Below are 15,529 nucleotides of genomic sequence, written 5' to 3'. Positions count from 1 at the left end.
GATGAACACCTTGCGCATCGGCTCCGGCGCCGGCTACTCCGGCGACCGTATAGAACCTGCGGTGGAACTGGCCGAACACGGCGACCTGGATTACCTGGTCTTCGAATGCCTGGCCGAACGCACCATCGCCCTGGCGCAACAGGCGCGCATCAGCGACCCGCAGGGCGGTTATGACCCGCTGCTCGCTGAGCGCATGCGCCGTGTCTTGCCCTTTGTAGGGCAGGGGGCGGGGCATCGTCGCCTGCGCGTGATCACTAACATGGGGGCGGCAAACCCGTTGGCGGCGGCCGGGGAAGTGCGGCGCATTGCCGGCGAGCTGGGCCTGGGCCTCAAGGTCGTGGCGGTGGTCGGGGATGACGTGCTGCATACCTTGTCTGCCGAGCAGTTGCTGGATAACGGCCAGACCGTAGGCGCATTGGGTGAGCGGTTGATTTCCGCGAATGCCTACTTGGGTGTGGAGGGCATTCTTAACGCGTTGCACGCCGACGCCGATGTGGTGATCACCGGACGCGTGGCCGACCCTTCGCTGTTCCTGGCGCCGCAGATGTTCGAGTTCGGCTGGGCCTTCGATGATTGGCCGCGACTGGGCCGGGGCACGTTGGTGGGGCATTTGCTGGAGTGCGCGGGGCAGGTCAGTGGCGGCTATTTCGCCGATCCAGGCTTCAAGGATGTGGAGGATCTGGCACGCCTGGGCTTTCCCCTGGCCGAGGTCGACGCCGACGGCAATGCAGTGATCACCAAGGTGGCAGGCTCGGGTGGGCGGGTCAGCCGCGCGACCTGCGCCGAACAACTGATTTATGAAGTTCACGACCCGGCAGCCTACTTGACCCCGGATGTGACGGCCGACTTTTCCCTGGTGGGGTTTGTCGAGGAGGGCGTGGACCGGGTGCGTGCCCAAGGAGCCAGCGGGCGTGCCCGGCCTGAACAGCTGAAGGTCAGCGTCGGTTATCTGGACGGTTGGATCGGTGAAGGGCAGATGTCCTACGGCGGCCCCGGTGCTGTCGCACGGGCCCAGTTGGCGCGGGACGTGGTACTCAAGCGTCTTGCGTTGATCGGCGTAAAGATGCAGGACCTGCGTGCCGAGTTGATCGGCATGGATTCATTGCACGGCCCTCGCAGCAGCGTCGAGCCTTGGGAAGTGCGCCTTCGGGTCGCTGCCCGGTGTGACGAGCGCGGCGACGCCGTGCGGATCGGCAATGAAGTGGAGACCCTCTACACCAACGGCCCGGCCGGCGGCGGTGGGGCGAGCAAGAGCGTGCGTCAGGTGGTGGCGGTGGCGTCGTTGCTGTTGCCCCGTGAAGCGGTCAAACCGAGGATTGAAGAATGAAACTGCACAGGCTGGCCCATTCCCGCACCGGGGATAAGGGCGACACGTCGAACATCTCGATCATTGCCTATCGCGCCGAGGATTATCCGTTGCTGTGTGAACAGCTGACGGCTGAGCGCGTGGCCGAGTTCTTTGCCGATTTACGCGATCCCGATGCGGCACCGGTTCAGCGTCATGAGTTGCCGAACGTGCAGGCGCTGAACTTCGTCCTGCCGGGAATCCTGCGCGGCGGCGTAACCCGCTCGCTGGCCCTGGACGCCCACGGCAAGTGCCTGGGTTCGACACTGTTGAATCTCGACCTGACAACACCGAATTAAGAACACAGCAGAGCAAATGTGGGAGCTGGCTTGCCTGCGATTGCATCACCTCGGTACATCTGCTGCACCGCGGTGCCCGCATCGCAGGCAAGCCCCACATTGACCGCCGTGGGCTTCAGATCGCAGCGAAGCGCTTGTCCAGGTAGTCAATGATGACCTTGGAGTCATACATCCAGGTGGTCTGGCCGTTCTCTTCGATGCGCAGGCACGGCACTTTGATCTTGCCGCCTTGCTCCAGCAGGGTCTGGCGGTCCTGCTCGTTGTTCTTCGCGTCCTTGAGCGCCACCGGCACATTCAGGCGGTGCAGGGTGCGACGGGTCTTCACGCAGAACGGGCAGGCGTGGAACTGATACAGGGTCAGGTCCTTGGCTATAGCATTGACCTTGGCCTGTTGTTCGGCAGGGCGTTGCTTTTTGCGTGGGCGGGTAAGAAAGTCGCCCGCGATGATGACGTGGCCGAGGCCCACTCGAAGTGCTTTGACGAACATGGCTGAAACCTCTTGCCCATGACTGAGGGGGCGCAGCTTACCTGATTTCTGCAGGCGAAAAAAAACCGGCGATGAACGCCGGTTTTTTCCTGCCTGGCCGGTTACTTGATCAGGCTGAGAAATTCGCTGCGGGTGGCCGCGTTCTCGCGGAACTCACCCAGCATCACCGAGGTGATCATCGACGAATTCTGTTTCTCGACACCGCGCATCATCATGCACATGTGCTTGGCCTCGATCACCACGGCCACGCCCAGGGCGCCTGTGACTTCCAACACGGCGTCGGCGATCTGGCGGCTGAGGTTTTCCTGGATCTGCAGGCGGCGCGCATACATGTCGACAATACGCGCGACCTTCGACAGGCCCAGCACTTTGCCGCTCGGGATATAGGCCACGTGGGCTTTGCCGATAAACGGCAGCAGGTGATGCTCGCACAACGAGTACAGCTCGATGTCCTTGACCAGCACCATTTCGCTGTTGTCAGAGCTGAACAAGGCACCGTTGGTGACTTCTTCGAGTGTCTGTTCATAACCGCGGCAGAGGTACTGCATTGCCTTGGCGGCACGCTTTGGCGTGTCGAGCAGGCCCTCGCGGGACACGTCCTCGCCGAGTTGGCCGAGGATCGCGGTGTAATTCTGTTCCAGGGACATGAAACTACCTGTGGGATTTTCGCAAAGCGCAAGGTTACGGTGGCGGACACATCGCTGCAAGCCTGACGATGGCACTTGTTACTCGTCGCGCCCTTCCATCATGGTGCGCTTGAGCATCACATACACCGCGCCGGCACCGCCGTGACGAGCCTGGCAGGAGGTAAAGCCGAGCACCTGGGCATGCTGGCGCAGCCAGGTATTGACGTGGCTTTTGATCATCGGCCGCTTGCCGTCCAACCGCACTGCCTTGCCGTGGGTGACGCGCACGCAGCGGATTTCGAATTTGGTCGCTTCGGCCAGGAAGGCCCAGAGGGTTTCCCGGGCTTTTTCCACGGTCATGCCGTGCAGGTCGAGGCTGCCTTCGAACGGGATCTGGCCAGCCTTGAGCTTGCGCATCTGGCTTTCCTGCACGCCGTCGCGGGCCCACATCAGTTCATCTTCGGGGCCGACGTCGATCACGAACTGGTCCGACAGGCCATCCACGGTGGTGGCATCGGTGCGCACGGTCGCGGCCTGGCGCAGCTTGGCGATCTGCGCCCGGTCAGTCTTGGGTTTGCCGGTGTCGGCGCGGTCGTGCTTGATCGGCTTGACGCCGCGCAGCTCGTTTTTGAACAGGGAAAAATCGTCGTCTTGCATGTCAGCCTCCGCGAAGGGCGGGCAGTTTACCTAAATCGCGGCGGCCAGGGCGCAGGAAACGCTATCCAAGCGCCATCAGTCGTGCTTTTTCATCAGGTGAGAGGCGATATTCAACGACAGCGGCTGGCGCATTTTCCGACGGCTGCGACGCCATAGCCACACGCCCAACCACAGCACCAGCAAGCCGATCCCCAGCAGAAGTGCCGAGCCGCCCGGGCTGGCATTCAGTTCGCCCAGGGCGGGCGAATGCCCAAACAGGCCGGCGCCACCAGCGCCCGCCAACAACAAGCCTACTATCGCCAGCAACGCGGCCATGCACGCTACCAGGCGCAGACGCCAATTGCTCGGGCCCTTGGGGCGCAAGCGACGAGCATCAAAACCATCGGATATCTTCATTCCGACCTTTCCTCCAGGGTATCGGCCCTTCGACCGGAAGATACACAGGTTGTTCCGGGGGGAGAGGTAAATGCGCCAAATGAAAGGGCTTTGCGGATGAGCGGAGCAATAAACACGCCGCTCACCGCCAGCAGGATCAGATCAAGTCTTTGGCCAGCGCCAGGGTGGCGAAGTTGTCTGCCATGATGGCCATTTCGGTTTGCTGCACATGCTCGGCGCTCAGGATACCGCCCTTGTAGGGCAGGTCGCGGGTGGCGCAGGCGTCTTCCACCAGGGTGCAGCGAAAGCCCAGGTTCTTGGCCGCGCGCACGGTGGTGCTGACGCTGGAGTGGCTCATGAAACCGCAGACGATCAGGTCCAGGGAGCCGAGGTCTTGCAGGTGCTTTTCCAGGCCGGTGCCATGGAAGGCGCTGGGCAGCAGTTTGCCGATGATGGTTTCGTCACCCTCAGGCTCAAGGCCCGGAATGAATTCGCCGCGCTCGCCCTGGGGGTCAAACAGGCCGCCCACGGTGCCCAGGTGGCGCACATGCACAATCGGGCGCCCGGCGCTGCGCGCTGCGGTCACAAGCTGCTTGATGTTCTCTACCGCCGCGTCCATGCCCGAAAGGGCGAGCGGGCCGCTGAGGTATTCTTTCTGGGCGTCGATGATCACCAGGGTCGCATGATTGAGGTTGGCTGCTGCGTAACCGCGACCGCTGAGTTGAAACATCGTCTTTGGAACGGACATTCTGGGGCTCCTGTGAGTGGGGCTTTTGCGACATTGTCCACTGGCTGAGCGCTTCTGTGAATCGCTACTATCGTAAGGTACGCCGTTGCTGGCGTGCAGCCATGTCAAGAGGCAGGCCTGTTTAACACAATGCGGGCAGATTGGATGAAATCCGACGTACGGCGCCAGGTTTTCGTACATCGTCGGTACAGGTGAAGGCTGTTAGAATCGCCAGTCGTTTTTTCCAGGAGCTTGCCCCCGTGATCACTTCCCGCCTGCGCACCTTGCGCGACCATATCCGTTGGGCTGTCAGCCGTTTCCATGGGGAAGACCTGTTTTTTGGCCATGGCACCGACAATGCCTGGGACGAAGCCCGGCAGTTGGTGCTGGGCGCCTTGCACCTGCCGTGGGAAATCGCCGACAGCTATTTGGATTGCAACCTGGAAGAAGAGGAAATCTCCCACGTGCAGCGCTTGCTGCATCGCCGTATCCATGAGCGAGTGCCAACGGCCTACCTGTTGAAGGAGGCCTGGTTTTGCGGCATGCCGTTTATCGTCGATGAGCGCGTATTGATCCCGCGTTCACCCATAGGCGAGCTGATTGAAGACCGCTTCGAACCCTGGCTGGCCCAGCCGCCGGCACGCATCCTTGACCTGTGCACCGGCTCCGGCTGCATCGGCATCGCCTGCGCCTATGAGTTCCCCGAGGCCGAAGTGGTGCTGGGAGACTTGTCCTTCGAAGCCCTGGAAGTGGCGAACCAGAATATCGAGCGCCATGGCGTCGACGAACGGGTCTACACCGTGCAGGGCGATGGTTTTGACGGGCTACCCGGCCAGCGTTTCGACCTCATCGTGTCGAACCCGCCCTACGTGGATGCCGAAGATTTCGCCGACATGCCCGATGAATACCAGCACGAACCGGAACTGGGCCTGGCCTGCGGCGACGACGGCCTGAACCTGGTACGCCGGATGCTGGCTGAAGCGGCGGACCACCTCACCGAGAAGGGCCTGCTGATTGTCGAAGTGGGCAACAGCCAGGTGCATGTCGAGGCGCTGTACCCGGAAGTGGATTTCGCCTGGCTGGACTTCAAGCGCGGTGGGCATGGGGTGTTTATGTTGACGGCTGAGCAGTGCCGCCAACACCAGGCCGTTTTCGCTGCCCGGATATAACTGCAGAAACTCGGTCAATGTGGGAGCTGGCTTGCCTGCGATAGGGGTGGGTCAGCTTGCACTTGTGCTACTGATACATCGCTATCGCAGGCAAGCCAGCTCCCACATTTTGATTGCATTTCAATCTATCAGCGGTGTGTGGCAATCCAGATCAACAACCCCGCCTGAAACACCGTAAACGCCACCAGACAAGTGATGGTAAAGCGCAGCCCGCTGTCTTCACGCTTGAACTTGGTGACTTTCTCCTCTTCCTTGCGCAGCTTCACTTCCTGCTCCGCCAGGTTCTGCTCGGCCTGTTGCAGCATTTGCGCGGCTTCCAGGATCTCCACGAACTGCACTTTCTCGGTGTTCCAGCTGTCCAGCACGTCGCTGACCTTGCCGGGCTGCACATTGCCCTTGAGGTGCTGCACATCGGCGTAGGCCACATCGAAACCCTGGATACGCAGGAAGTGATCGCGGCGCAGGCGCGTGGCTTCGTTGAGGGCGTCCTTGTTGGCCAGGTCCACGCCGTCGACGCGGTAGTGGGACCACTTCTTCTTCGCCCAAGCGGCGCCTTGGGCCACCAGGAAGCGCCCGATACCGCGGTTGGCCGGCTCGATTTCCAGGCTGTTGCCGGGCCCGAAGTGCACGCGGTGTTTATCGTGATCGACCCAGATATCCAGGTGGTTCTGCTCGCGCCGTACTCGCTGGCCCGGTAACTGGATGACCATGCGCAACAGGCTGTGGTGTTTATCATGGCGCTCGGCATAGCCGAACTGCACAAAGCGCAACGGCCGTGCGCCGGTCGCGCGGTCGGTGGCCAGCGGGGCCAGGCGCAGCATCTTGAAATGTTCGGCGTGAACGTCGGCCCACGGCAGGGCCGCTGCGGCGCCAGCGTCGGTTGCGGCCGGGGTCTCGGCGGTCGATTCGGGTGTTGTTTCGGTGGTTGTCATGCGGCGCGATCCTGTCCAAGCCCTGCGAGCCGACAGTCTTTTTACTGTCGACTCTGGACTTATCGGCCGTTTTTCCCAGGACTGGAGGCCAATTGCCGCTTAACGGGGTTGAAGTCCTTCGATAAAGCTGACGATACGTTGGCCCAGCTCCGCAGCCAGCGGCAGTTTCGGGTCGTTGTAGGAGGCCAGTTGCTGCTTCACGTTATTGGGCACGATGCGCATCACGTGGTTCATGCCTTCGATCACCGTCAACTGCGCGTCGGGCTTGGCCTGCTTCAGTTGCCGGGCATCACCTACGCCAACCTGGATATCGTTGGTGCCTTGGATAATCAGCGCCGGCATGTCCAGGCGCGCAAAGGCGGCCGACGGATCGGCGCGGAACAGGCTGATCAGATACGGCTGCACGCTGGGTCGGAAAATACCCTCCAATGGGCGCGGCACGTCGGCGTCCACCTGGCCGGCCTTGAGGTGATCGAGTATTTCATTACTGCGCAGCAACAGGGCAGGGGGCAAGTGATCGGCCAGTTGCTGACGGATCACCTGGTCCACCGGGCGGGCGCTGCCAGACAAGGAAATGACCCCGGCCGGTTCAAGTTGCGGCGCGGCGAGGGCGGCGACCAGCGCGCCCTCACTGTGGCCCAGCACAATCAGCGGGCCCATGCGCTTGTCGGCCTTGAGCAACTTGCCCCAGGCCACGGCGTCGGCCACATACGCCTCCAGGGTCAGGTTGCGTTCATCCGGCGTGGCCGCCAGGCTTGCGGCCACGCCGCGCTTGTCGTAGCGCACGCTGGCGATGTTATGCCGGGCCAGTACCCAGGCCAGGCGCTTGAGGCTGTCATTGCGCGCGCCGTCGGCGCTGTTGCCGTTACGGTCGGTGGGGCCGGAGCCGGCGATGATCAGCACCACCGGCACCGGTTTATCCGATTGCGGCAACAGCAGGGAGCCAAAGAGTTGGCCGCTGCCGGTGTCCAGGCTGATCGGGCGTTGCAAGACGACAGGGGAGGCGGCCTGGGCCACGGCGGTGAACAGGGTGAGGGTGAACAGCAGAACTCGCAGCATCATAGCGCCATCATTGGAGAGGTGCCGGTTGGACCAACGTCTACCGGTAAGGTTTCGAGGATGAACTAGTCGGTTAGCCTGCGTATACTGGCCGCCTTAAGTTATTACGGTTGACTTGATTCAACTGATTTCACGGAGCGCCCTGCATGTCCGGCAATACCTTCGGCAAGCTGTTCACTGTCACCACCGCGGGCGAAAGCCATGGCCCGGCGTTGGTCGCCATTGTCGACGGCTGCCCGCCAGGCCTGGAGCTGAGCCTGGACGACCTGCAGCGTGATCTCGACCGCCGCAAGCCCGGCACCAGCCGCCACACCACCCAGCGCCAGGAGCCGGACGAAGTCGAAATCCTTTCCGGGGTGTTCGAGGGCCGCACCACCGGCTGCGCCATTGGCCTGTTGATTCGCAACACCGACCAGAAGTCCAAGGACTACTCGGCGATCAAGGACCTGTTCCGCCCGGCCCATGCCGACTACACCTACCACCACAAATACGGCGAGCGCGACTACCGTGGCGGTGGCCGCAGCTCGGCGCGTGAAACCGCCATGCGCGTGGCCGCCGGCGCCATCGCCAAGAAATACCTGGCCACCCAGGGCATCGTCATCCGTGGCTACATGAGCCAGTTGGGGCCGATTGAAATCCCGTTCAAGACCTGGGACAGCGTCGAAGACAACGCCTTCTTCTGCCCCGACCCGGACAAGGTGCCGGAACTGGAAGCCTACATGGACCAGTTGCGCCGTGACCAGGACTCGGTCGGCGCGAAGATCACCGTGGTGGCCGAAGGCGTGAAGCCGGGCCTGGGCGAGCCGATCTTTGATCGCCTCGACGCCGAACTGGCCCATGCGCTGATGAGCATCAACGCGGTGAAAGGCGTGGAAATCGGCGCCGGCTTCGCCTGCGTATCCCAGCGCGGTACCGAGCATCGCGATGAGATGACCCCTGAAGGTTTCCTCAGCAACAACGCGGGCGGCATCCTCGGCGGTATTTCTTCCGGCCAGCCGATCGTGGCGCACCTGGCGCTCAAGGCCACGTCGAGCATTACCACGCCTGGCCGTTCGATCGATGTGCACGGCAACCCGGTGGACGTGATCACCAAGGGCCGCCACGACCCGTGCGTCGGCATCCGCGCCACACCGATTGCCGAAGCCATGATGGCCATCGTGCTGATGGACCACCTGCTGCGCAACCGCGGGCAGAATGCCGATGTGCGCGTGAGTACCCCGGTACTGGGCCAACTGTGATCGCCGCCGGCAAGCGAGCGAGCTTGTTGTGGCGAGCGAGCTTGCTCGCGCTGGGCTGCGAAGCAGCCCCAATAAAATGACCCCCGTGCTCCCATACTGGCGCCTCTCCAGCTTCTACCTGTTCTACTTCGCCCTGCTCGGGGCGACAGCGCCGTTCCTGGCGCTGTACTTCGATCACCTCGGTTTCTCCAGCGCGCGCATCGGCGAACTGGTGGCCATTCCCATGCTGATGCGCTGCGTGGCCCCCAACCTGTGGGGCTGGATCGGCGACTACACCGGCCGGCGCCTGGCCATTGTGCGATTCGGCGCGGTGTGCACCCTGGCCAGCTTCTGCCTGATTTTTGTCAGCAAGACCTACGCCTGGCTGGCGCTGGTCATGGCCCTGCACGCGTTCTTCTGGCACGCGGTGCTGCCGCAGTTTGAGGTCATCACCCTGGCGCACCTGCACAAGCAAACCTCGCGCTACAGCCAGATCCGTCTGTGGGGCTCCATTGGTTTCATCCTCACCGTGGTGATCATGGGGCGCCTGTTCGATTGGCTGAGTCTGGATATCTACCCGGTGGCGGTCGTGGTGATCATGGCCGGCATCATCGGCGCCAGCCTTTGGGTACCGAACGCGCAGCCGGCCAGCCACGGCAACCGCCTGGCCGGCGATGGCTTTCTCAAGCAATTGCGCAGCCCCGGCGTGCTGGCGTTTTATGCCTGCGTGGCGCTGATGCAAATGAGCCATGGCCCGTATTACACCTTCCTCACCCTGCACCTGGAGCATTTGGGCTACAGCCGTGGCGTAATCGGCCTGCTGTGGGCGCTGGGGGTGGTGGCGGAAGTGCTGATGTTCCTGGCCATGAGCCGTATTCTTGCGCGCTTTTCGGTGCGCCGGGTGCTGCTCGCCAGTTTCCTGCTGGCCGCGCTGCGCTGGTGGCTGCTGGGTTCATTTGCCGAGGTTTTCTGGCTGCTGCTGGTGGCGCAGTTGATGCACGCCGCCACGTTCGGCAGCTTCCACGCGGCGGCAATTGCCTTTGTGCAACGCAGCTTCGGTGACCGCCAGCAAGGCCAGGGCCAGGCCCTTTATGCCGCGCTGGCCGGCACCGGCGGCGCGCTCGGCGCCCTGTATTCCGGTTACAGCTGGAATCTGCTGGGGCCCACCTTCACGTTCAGTATCGCCAGCCTCGCGGCCCTGGCCGCCGCCATTATCATTGGCCTTCGATTGCAAGAGCCGAACCAAGGAACCGTGCAATGAGCTATGTAGCCGTCTACTCCATCGCCACCCCGGACACCCCGAACAAAGTGTTGACCCATGCCGACGACATCCAGTCGACCCTGGCCGAGCACGGTGTGCGGTTCGAGCGCTGGCAGCCCAGCCCAATCGAGAAGGGCGCCAGTGCGGCGCAGATGATCGCCGCGTACCAGGCGCAGATCGATGCTCTGGGCTACGCCGCTGTTGAAGTGGTCAGCGTGACCCACGACCATCCACAGAAAGACGAGTTACGCGCACAGTTCCTGGATGAACGTACCTACAGTGAAGATGAAGTGCGTTTCTTCATCGCAGGCCAGGGGCTTTTTACGCTGCACATAGGCGACTATGTGTACAGCTTGCGCTGTGAGAAGAATGACCTGCTGATCATCCCGGCCGGTGTACCGCACTGGTTCGACATCGGCGAAAACCCGCACTGTGTGACACTGCGTTTGTTCAACACGGCCCAAGGCGTTGCGCCCTCTTTGACCGGTGATGCGATTGCCACCCGCTTTCCAGGACTGGATGACTAAGCGTAGATAACTGAATGTTCAACCCTGGCAAGTTGGAAGTTGCTGTGGGAAGAAACTTAATTATTTGTAGGGTAGAGCTGTTTGTTCTCTGCCGTGCGCTTTGATTCCACTCGTTATGTAACTCTCTGTTCAGCGTAAATGTTTATGCCATCTGTCAATAGGAGGAATCCGAAAGATGGCAGCGCATCAGCAGACATAAGGAGAGAACAATGAGTGGCCCCGAGGAGACGTATCGCCCGTCGGTTATTGTGCCCACGGCTATCAGAAAACGCCGGAGCTTGTCCGGCAAGCCCCTGACTCCCACGGAGCTGGAAATTCTGCGATGGGCCTCCGAGGGCAAGACTGTCTGGGAAATCAGCCAGATTCGCGCCACCTCTGAAGCCACGGTGAAATTTCATCTGCGCAACATCTACGGCAAGTTGGATGTCACCAACCGTGTGCAGGCAAAGAATGAGGCGGTTCGGCAGGGCTTATGTTAATGGCATGAAAAAGGGCCGCGACGCTGAGTAGCGTCGCGGCCCTTTTTCAGAGGTGTAGATTAGGCCGAGTGATAGGTCGGCAGCGCAAAGCGGTTCTGGCTTTGCAACATCGAAATCTGCGGCAGTTCGCTGGCTTGTTCGGCCAAGTCACGGCGAATAGCGCTAATCACCCAAGTCAGTTGGTCGGCAGTGTGCAGCTGCTGATAAGAGATCGAGCGCTTGACCTGCTTACCTTCGCTGTTGCGCAGGGTCAACAGGATACCGCCGTCCGGACGTGGCTGGGTGGTGACGTCGTAGTTGGAGAATACTGAAGCGAATTTATCTTGGATCAGGCTCATGTCTATCAGCTCCATTGGCTCAAGTTGGCAAGCATGGAGTGATAGGTGCAGTGATTGTGCCAGTATTGGTTATTCTAAAAAATCGTTATAAATCAGTAAGTTATAAATTTATAGGATTTTCGTTTTCGTGCAATTTGCATGAAGGGCCATCGTGCATCCTGCATTTTGCGCTATCTGCCCGGTGATTTTTCCGGCAGGAAGGGGGAGGGCTGTAATGATACTGACCGTCTTTTGCTCGGAAAAATCCCGGTCGGCTAGGAGGTCGTCATCGCAGCGATGCGCCGACCCGACAAGCCAGCTCCTACATTTTGAGGGTGGGGTGTCAGGGAGATAAGCATCGGCCGGCCGCCACGAGATACAAAACTTTTCAAATCCCGCGTGTACAGCCAAAGAACCGCTGACGTATTTTCCGCTACACCAGTCGATGTACCTGGACCAGACCAAGAATAAGAAAAGGGACGTCCCTCCATGACTCATCAGCAAGTCGACATGATCACCTGGCGCATGATGCTGCGTAAGGTGCCTGCCATTGTTCGGGCGCTCCCACGGGTGGTGCGCGGTATGCGTGCGGCCAACGTCACCGACCCCAACCAACCCTGCGGCCTGGGCTGGCATTTCGAACAAGCCACCTTGCGTAACCCTGACGGTGCTGCCCTGCTGTATGGGGACAGTGTGATCAGCTACCGCGACGCCAATCAGTGCGCCAATCGCATTGCCCATCACTTGCAGGCCCAGGGCATCCGCAAGGGCGATGTGGTAGCGCTGTTTATCGAGAATCGCCCCGAGTTGCTGCTCAACGTGCTGGCCGTGGCCAAGCTGGGCGGCATCTGCGCCATGCTCAACACGGCGCAAACTCAAGGGGCGCTGGTACACAGCCTGACCCTGGTCAAGCCGGTTGCCATTGTGGTCGGTGCCGAATTGCTGAGCCCTTACGCAGCAGTGCGCGATCAAGTCCAGATCCCGGCCGAGCGCACTTGGTTCGTGGCCGATCAGCCGGGCAGTAGGGTGCCCGACGGCTACATCGACCTGATGGCCGCCAGTGCCGAAAGCCCGGTGGACAACCCGGCGAGTTCCGCGCAGGTGTTCTTCCACGATCCCTGCTTCTATATCTACACCTCCGGCACCACCGGCTTGCCCAAGGCCGGCATCATGAAGCACGGGCGCTGGACCAAAACCGCCGTGAGCTTCGGCAGTATCGCCCTGGACATGGGGCCACAGGACGTCCTCTATTGCACCTTGCCGCTGTACCACGCCACCGGCCTGTGCGTGTGCTGGGGGGCGGCGATTATCGGTGCGTCCGGCTTTGCCATTCGGCGCAAATTCAGCGCCAGCCAGTTCTGGGACGATGCACGCAAGTTCAAGGCGACCACCCTGGGCTATGTCGGTGAGCTGTGCCGCTATCTGCTCGACCAGCCCGCGAGTGCGCAGGACCGTGATAACCAGGTGACCAAGATGGTCGGCAACGGCCTGCGCCCCGGTGTGTGGGCGCAGTTCAAGCAGCGCTATGGTGTGGAGCATATCTGCGAACTGTATGCCGCCAGCGACGGCAATATCGGCTTTACCAACGTGCTGAACTTTGACAACACCATCGGCTTTTGCCTGCAGCATTGGGCGCTGGTGGACTACGCCCATGACACTGGTGAACCGCTGCGCGGCAGCAACGGGTTCATGGTCAAGGTGCCCACCGGCGGGCAGGGCCTGTTATTGGCGCGCATTGATGATAAGTCGCCCTTCGACGGTTACACCGACCCGGAAAAGAACCGCAAGGTGGTACTGACCGACGTATTCGAAAAAGGCGACCGCTATTTCAACACCGGCGACCTGGTGCGCAGCATCGGTTTCGGGCATGCGCAATTTGTCGATCGCCTGGGGGATACCTATCGCTGGAAGGGCGAAAACGTCTCGACCACCGAGGTGGAAAACGTCCTGCTGAAACACCCGCAGATCGCTGAAGTGGTGGCCTATGGCGTCCAGATCGACAACACCAACGGCCGCGCCGGCATGGTCGCCATCACCCCCAGCGAATCCCTGGCCAGCCTGGACATGCGCGAACTGCTGCAATTCGCCCACGGCCAGTTGCCCCCTTATGCGGTGCCGTTGTTTTTGCGGATCAAGGTGAAGATGGAAACCACCGGCACGTTCAAGTACCAGAAAGTGAAGCTCAAGGAGCAAGGGTTCGACCCGGACAAGGCTGGCAATGACCCGGTCTACGCCTGGTTGCCGGGTTCGGACAGCTATGTGCCGGTGACCGGGCAATTGCTGGCGCAGATCCAGGGCGGCCAATTCCGTTATTGATTCTGGCTATGGCGGCTTTTGACAAAAAAGCCATGACACCGGGGAACTCCATCGCGACACTGGGCGCCTTAAACAGTTATGTCAGTCGCCTCAGCAAGGAGCCCCCATGTCAGATCAGCCTAAACAAATGACCGAAGACGAAGCCGCCGAGTTTGCCGAGCAAGTCTTCGACGTCGCCCGGCGCGGCGACGCCGCGATGCTTGCCGCACTGTTGGCGAAAGGCCTGCCGGCCAACTTTCGTAATCACAATGGCGACACCTTGTTGATGCTCGCGGCGTACCACGGCCATGCCGAGGCGGTCAAAGTGCTGCTGGAGTTCAAGGCCGACCCCCTGATCGCCAACGACAAGAACCAGTTGCCGATTGCCGGCGCGGCGTTCAAAGGCAACCTGCCGGTGGTCCAGGCGTTGATCGAGGGCGGCACGCCGATTGACGCGGCCTCCTCGGACGGGCGTACGGCCTTGATGATGGCGGCGATGTTCAACCGCGTTGACATGGTTGATTACCTGCTTGGTAAAGGCGCAAACCCCAAGGCCACCGATGCACAAGGCGCGACGGCACTGGCCGCGGCGCAGACCATGGGCGCGGTGGATACGGCGGCGCAGTTGCAGAAACTGGTGTAGGCTACGCGCCCTTCAAAACTTGCCCGTTACAGGACCGCCCCATGAAAACCGCCCTCGTCGAACTCATCAGCAAAATCAGCGCCGGCGTCATGGGGGACGATGAAGTAGCGCGTATTGCCGACGAAGCGGCCCAGGCCTACGCGGACCCGGCGGCGTTCCTGGCGGCCAATCCGGATATCAACTACGACGACAGTTTCCCGATTCCGCTGGGAGAGTGGGTGGTGGTCGGTAGCCTGCCAGACACGGTGTTGTTCCAGGCCGATACCTATGGCGACCTGTTTGCCCAGATCGTCGCGTCGTTCGGTCCGGGCGTGGCGTTCAACCTCAAGCCCAAGCAATTGGCCAAGACCGAAGACCTGACCGCGCTCAACCGCATCCAGATCCAGATGAGCGCCCTGAGCCCGGAAGACGGCGGTTATGTGCTGATGAACTTCAGCCAGTTGCTGGACGACGAGATCCAGGCGGTGCTGGTGTTCGGCAACGACCTGGCGCGGGTACTGGAACTGTGTGCCGAAGTCGGCATCAAGGCCGAACCATCATTGGAAGCCTTGAAGATTGCCGTACACGTCTGAAATAAAACGGAACCCGCGCCAAGGCTGACTATCCTACAAGTGCATGCCCTCACTTAGGAGCGACACCATGGGTTCCACGTTTAATAGTCTGATTGGCCTGATCATCCTCGCGCTGGATATCTGGGCGATCATCAACGTGTTCAAAAGCGGCGCCAGCACCGGCGCCAAAGTGCTGTGGATCCTGTTGATCCTGCTGTTGCCAGTGCTGGGCCTGATCATCTGGGCTATCGCCGGGCCGCGCGGTAACGTGCGGATCTGACGACCCACTCGATTTGGAGCGGGCACAGTCAATGTGGGAGCTGGCTTGCCTGCGATAGCGGTGGGTCAGCTTGCATTGTATTGGTTGACACACCGCTATCGCAGGCAAGCCAGCTCCCACAGTGGGGTTTACGGCGTTAATTAAATTTGTGTGTCGAAAGTATTCGCCGCACGAAATTTTCACATCCCATCCAAGACAATTCGCCGGCTTTATCCGGCTGCCAGGGCTCTATCTCCAGTGCCCTTAAAGGCAGGGCCGTGCCTTACGTTCAGTAATTAATAGC

At 61.1% G+C, this 15,529-nt stretch carries 19 protein-coding genes; 11 read left to right on the top strand and 8 right to left on the bottom strand.

The features are described 5' to 3' along the window. Position 1: 1 nt before the first annotated feature. Both AC07S6_RS00625 and AC07S6_RS00620 read left to right on the top strand, forming a co-directional pair. Positions 2-1,327: an acyclic terpene utilization AtuA family protein gene (locus AC07S6_RS00625; RefSeq protein ID WP_495111496.1), complete on the top strand. Its 1,326-nt coding sequence runs from the start codon at positions 2-4 to the stop codon at positions 1,325-1,327. Next, the gene (locus AC07S6_RS00620) at positions 1,324-1,644 is read left to right on the top strand and encodes an AtuA-related protein (RefSeq protein WP_495111495.1); all 321 of its coding nucleotides are present in this window, start codon (positions 1,324-1,326) and stop codon (positions 1,642-1,644) included. Before AC07S6_RS00625 ends, AC07S6_RS00620 begins: the two co-directional genes overlap by 4 nt. 115 nt (positions 1,645-1,759) lie before the next feature. Here AC07S6_RS00620 and AC07S6_RS00615 read toward each other — a convergent pair whose 3' ends face one another. The 5 genes from AC07S6_RS00615 to AC07S6_RS00595 all read right to left on the bottom strand — a co-directional run bounded on the left by AC07S6_RS00615 (position 1,760) and on the right by AC07S6_RS00595 (position 4,537). Continuing rightward, a complete protein-coding gene (locus AC07S6_RS00615) occupies positions 1,760-2,131 on the bottom strand; it encodes a glutathione S-transferase N-terminal domain-containing protein (RefSeq protein ID WP_495111494.1) in 372 nt (123 codons plus the stop codon). A gap of 101 nt (positions 2,132-2,232) precedes the next feature. Next, positions 2,233-2,778, bottom strand: a complete 546-nt coding sequence (folE, locus tag AC07S6_RS00610; RefSeq protein WP_014719282.1) for a GTP cyclohydrolase I FolE — start codon at positions 2,776-2,778, stop codon at positions 2,233-2,235. Positions 2,779-2,856: 78 nt separating this feature from the next. Next, positions 2,857-3,414 carry a Smr/MutS family protein gene (locus tag AC07S6_RS00605; protein ID WP_003192796.1) on the bottom strand — a complete coding sequence of 186 codons (558 nt, stop codon included), beginning with the start codon at positions 3,412-3,414 and terminating at the stop codon, positions 2,857-2,859. 75 nt (positions 3,415-3,489) lie between these two features. Beyond that, positions 3,490-3,810: a hypothetical protein gene (locus AC07S6_RS00600; protein ID WP_014719281.1), complete on the bottom strand. Its 321-nt coding sequence runs from the start codon at positions 3,808-3,810 to the stop codon at positions 3,490-3,492. A gap of 136 nt (positions 3,811-3,946) precedes the next feature. Then, the gene (locus AC07S6_RS00595) at positions 3,947-4,537 is read right to left on the bottom strand and encodes a cysteine hydrolase family protein (RefSeq protein ID WP_014719280.1); all 591 of its coding nucleotides are present in this window, start codon (positions 4,535-4,537) and stop codon (positions 3,947-3,949) included. A 239-nt stretch (positions 4,538-4,776) separates the two neighbouring features. On the opposite strand from AC07S6_RS00595, the gene prmB reads away from it, so the two are divergent. Beyond that, positions 4,777-5,685 (top strand): 50S ribosomal protein L3 N(5)-glutamine methyltransferase, encoded by a 909-nt coding sequence (prmB, locus tag AC07S6_RS00590; RefSeq protein ID WP_495111493.1) that lies wholly within the window; start codon positions 4,777-4,779, stop codon positions 5,683-5,685. Between the two features lie 128 nt (positions 5,686-5,813). Here prmB and AC07S6_RS00585 read toward each other — a convergent pair whose 3' ends face one another. Both AC07S6_RS00585 and AC07S6_RS00580 read right to left on the bottom strand, forming a co-directional pair. Next, positions 5,814-6,617, bottom strand: coding sequence for a hypothetical protein (locus AC07S6_RS00585; protein WP_495111492.1), 804 nt, complete (start codon positions 6,615-6,617; stop codon positions 5,814-5,816). Positions 6,618-6,716: 99 nt separating this feature from the next. Beyond that, positions 6,717-7,679 (bottom strand): alpha/beta hydrolase, encoded by a 963-nt coding sequence (locus tag AC07S6_RS00580; RefSeq protein ID WP_019818577.1) that lies wholly within the window; start codon positions 7,677-7,679, stop codon positions 6,717-6,719. A 143-nt stretch (positions 7,680-7,822) separates the two neighbouring features. On the opposite strand from AC07S6_RS00580, the gene aroC reads away from it, so the two are divergent. From aroC to AC07S6_RS00560, 4 genes are all read left to right on the top strand, one after another. Next, positions 7,823-8,914, top strand: coding sequence for a chorismate synthase (aroC, locus tag AC07S6_RS00575; protein WP_014719276.1), 1,092 nt, complete (start codon positions 7,823-7,825; stop codon positions 8,912-8,914). A gap of 76 nt (positions 8,915-8,990) precedes the next feature. Then, positions 8,991-10,154 (top strand): MFS transporter, encoded by a 1,164-nt coding sequence (locus AC07S6_RS00570; protein ID WP_495111491.1) that lies wholly within the window; start codon positions 8,991-8,993, stop codon positions 10,152-10,154. After that, positions 10,151-10,681: a 1,2-dihydroxy-3-keto-5-methylthiopentene dioxygenase gene (locus AC07S6_RS00565; protein WP_186527480.1), complete on the top strand. Its 531-nt coding sequence runs from the start codon at positions 10,151-10,153 to the stop codon at positions 10,679-10,681. Before AC07S6_RS00570 ends, AC07S6_RS00565 begins: the two co-directional genes overlap by 4 nt. Positions 10,682-10,890: 209 nt before the next feature. Beyond that, positions 10,891-11,160, top strand: a complete 270-nt coding sequence (locus AC07S6_RS00560) for a response regulator transcription factor (protein ID WP_014719273.1) — start codon at positions 10,891-10,893, stop codon at positions 11,158-11,160. Between the two features lie 59 nt (positions 11,161-11,219). Here the strand turns inward: AC07S6_RS00560 and AC07S6_RS00555 are convergent, their stop codons facing one another. Beyond that, positions 11,220-11,498 (bottom strand): DUF3509 domain-containing protein, encoded by a 279-nt coding sequence (locus AC07S6_RS00555; RefSeq protein WP_003172952.1) that lies wholly within the window; start codon positions 11,496-11,498, stop codon positions 11,220-11,222. A gap of 468 nt (positions 11,499-11,966) precedes the next feature. Here AC07S6_RS00555 and AC07S6_RS00550 point away from each other — a divergent pair, with 468 nt between their 5' ends. The 4 genes from AC07S6_RS00550 (at position 11,967) to AC07S6_RS00535 (ending at position 15,246) form a co-directional block, all read left to right on the top strand. Continuing rightward, positions 11,967-13,793 (top strand): long-chain-acyl-CoA synthetase, encoded by a 1,827-nt coding sequence (locus tag AC07S6_RS00550; RefSeq protein ID WP_020302245.1) that lies wholly within the window; start codon positions 11,967-11,969, stop codon positions 13,791-13,793. A 106-nt stretch (positions 13,794-13,899) separates the two neighbouring features. Beyond that, complete coding sequence (locus AC07S6_RS00545) at positions 13,900-14,415, top strand: ankyrin repeat domain-containing protein (protein WP_014719271.1); 516 nt, start codon at positions 13,900-13,902, stop codon at positions 14,413-14,415. A gap of 41 nt (positions 14,416-14,456) precedes the next feature. Continuing rightward, positions 14,457-14,987, top strand: coding sequence for a hypothetical protein (locus AC07S6_RS00540; RefSeq protein ID WP_014719270.1), 531 nt, complete (start codon positions 14,457-14,459; stop codon positions 14,985-14,987). A gap of 67 nt (positions 14,988-15,054) precedes the next feature. Continuing rightward, positions 15,055-15,246: a PLDc N-terminal domain-containing protein gene (locus AC07S6_RS00535; protein WP_003192770.1), complete on the top strand. Its 192-nt coding sequence runs from the start codon at positions 15,055-15,057 to the stop codon at positions 15,244-15,246. Positions 15,247-15,529: the final 283 nt, after the last annotated feature.

The sequence above is a fragment of the Pseudomonas sp. GW821-FHT07B01 genome (genome assembly GCF_059419065.1).
Note: the sequence above shows the minus strand (reverse complement) of the source record. Positions and strands in the feature narration are given on the sequence as shown.

What these genes read in the sequence shown, in the direction of transcription:
- AC07S6_RS00625 (WP_495111496.1), top strand. Translation starts at nt 2, where the DNA reads ATGAACACCTTGCGCATCGGCTCCGGCGCCGGCTACTCCGGCGACCGT.
- AC07S6_RS00620 (WP_495111495.1), top strand. Translation starts at nt 1,324, where the DNA reads ATGAAACTGCACAGGCTGGCCCATTCCCGCACCGGGGATAAGGGCGAC.
- AC07S6_RS00615 (WP_495111494.1), bottom strand. Translation starts at nt 2,131, where the DNA reads ATGTTCGTCAAAGCACTTCGAGTGGGCCTCGGCCACGTCATCATCGCG.
- folE (WP_014719282.1), bottom strand. Translation starts at nt 2,778, where the DNA reads ATGTCCCTGGAACAGAATTACACCGCGATCCTCGGCCAACTCGGCGAG.
- AC07S6_RS00605 (WP_003192796.1), bottom strand. Translation starts at nt 3,414, where the DNA reads ATGCAAGACGACGATTTTTCCCTGTTCAAAAACGAGCTGCGCGGCGTC.
- AC07S6_RS00600 (WP_014719281.1), bottom strand. Translation starts at nt 3,810, where the DNA reads ATGAAGATATCCGATGGTTTTGATGCTCGTCGCTTGCGCCCCAAGGGC.
- AC07S6_RS00595 (WP_014719280.1), bottom strand. Translation starts at nt 4,537, where the DNA reads ATGTCCGTTCCAAAGACGATGTTTCAACTCAGCGGTCGCGGTTACGCA.
- AC07S6_RS00585 (WP_495111492.1), bottom strand. Translation starts at nt 6,617, where the DNA reads ATGACAACCACCGAAACAACACCCGAATCGACCGCCGAGACCCCGGCC.
- AC07S6_RS00580 (WP_019818577.1), bottom strand. Translation starts at nt 7,679, where the DNA reads ATGATGCTGCGAGTTCTGCTGTTCACCCTCACCCTGTTCACCGCCGTG.
- aroC (WP_014719276.1), top strand. Translation starts at nt 7,823, where the DNA reads ATGTCCGGCAATACCTTCGGCAAGCTGTTCACTGTCACCACCGCGGGC.
- AC07S6_RS00570 (WP_495111491.1), top strand. Translation starts at nt 8,991, where the DNA reads ATGACCCCCGTGCTCCCATACTGGCGCCTCTCCAGCTTCTACCTGTTC.
- AC07S6_RS00565 (WP_186527480.1), top strand. Translation starts at nt 10,151, where the DNA reads ATGAGCTATGTAGCCGTCTACTCCATCGCCACCCCGGACACCCCGAAC.
- AC07S6_RS00560 (WP_014719273.1), top strand. Translation starts at nt 10,891, where the DNA reads ATGAGTGGCCCCGAGGAGACGTATCGCCCGTCGGTTATTGTGCCCACG.
- AC07S6_RS00555 (WP_003172952.1), bottom strand. Translation starts at nt 11,498, where the DNA reads ATGAGCCTGATCCAAGATAAATTCGCTTCAGTATTCTCCAACTACGAC.
- AC07S6_RS00550 (WP_020302245.1), top strand. Translation starts at nt 11,967, where the DNA reads ATGACTCATCAGCAAGTCGACATGATCACCTGGCGCATGATGCTGCGT.
- AC07S6_RS00545 (WP_014719271.1), top strand. Translation starts at nt 13,900, where the DNA reads ATGTCAGATCAGCCTAAACAAATGACCGAAGACGAAGCCGCCGAGTTT.
- AC07S6_RS00540 (WP_014719270.1), top strand. Translation starts at nt 14,457, where the DNA reads ATGAAAACCGCCCTCGTCGAACTCATCAGCAAAATCAGCGCCGGCGTC.
- AC07S6_RS00535 (WP_003192770.1), top strand. Translation starts at nt 15,055, where the DNA reads ATGGGTTCCACGTTTAATAGTCTGATTGGCCTGATCATCCTCGCGCTG.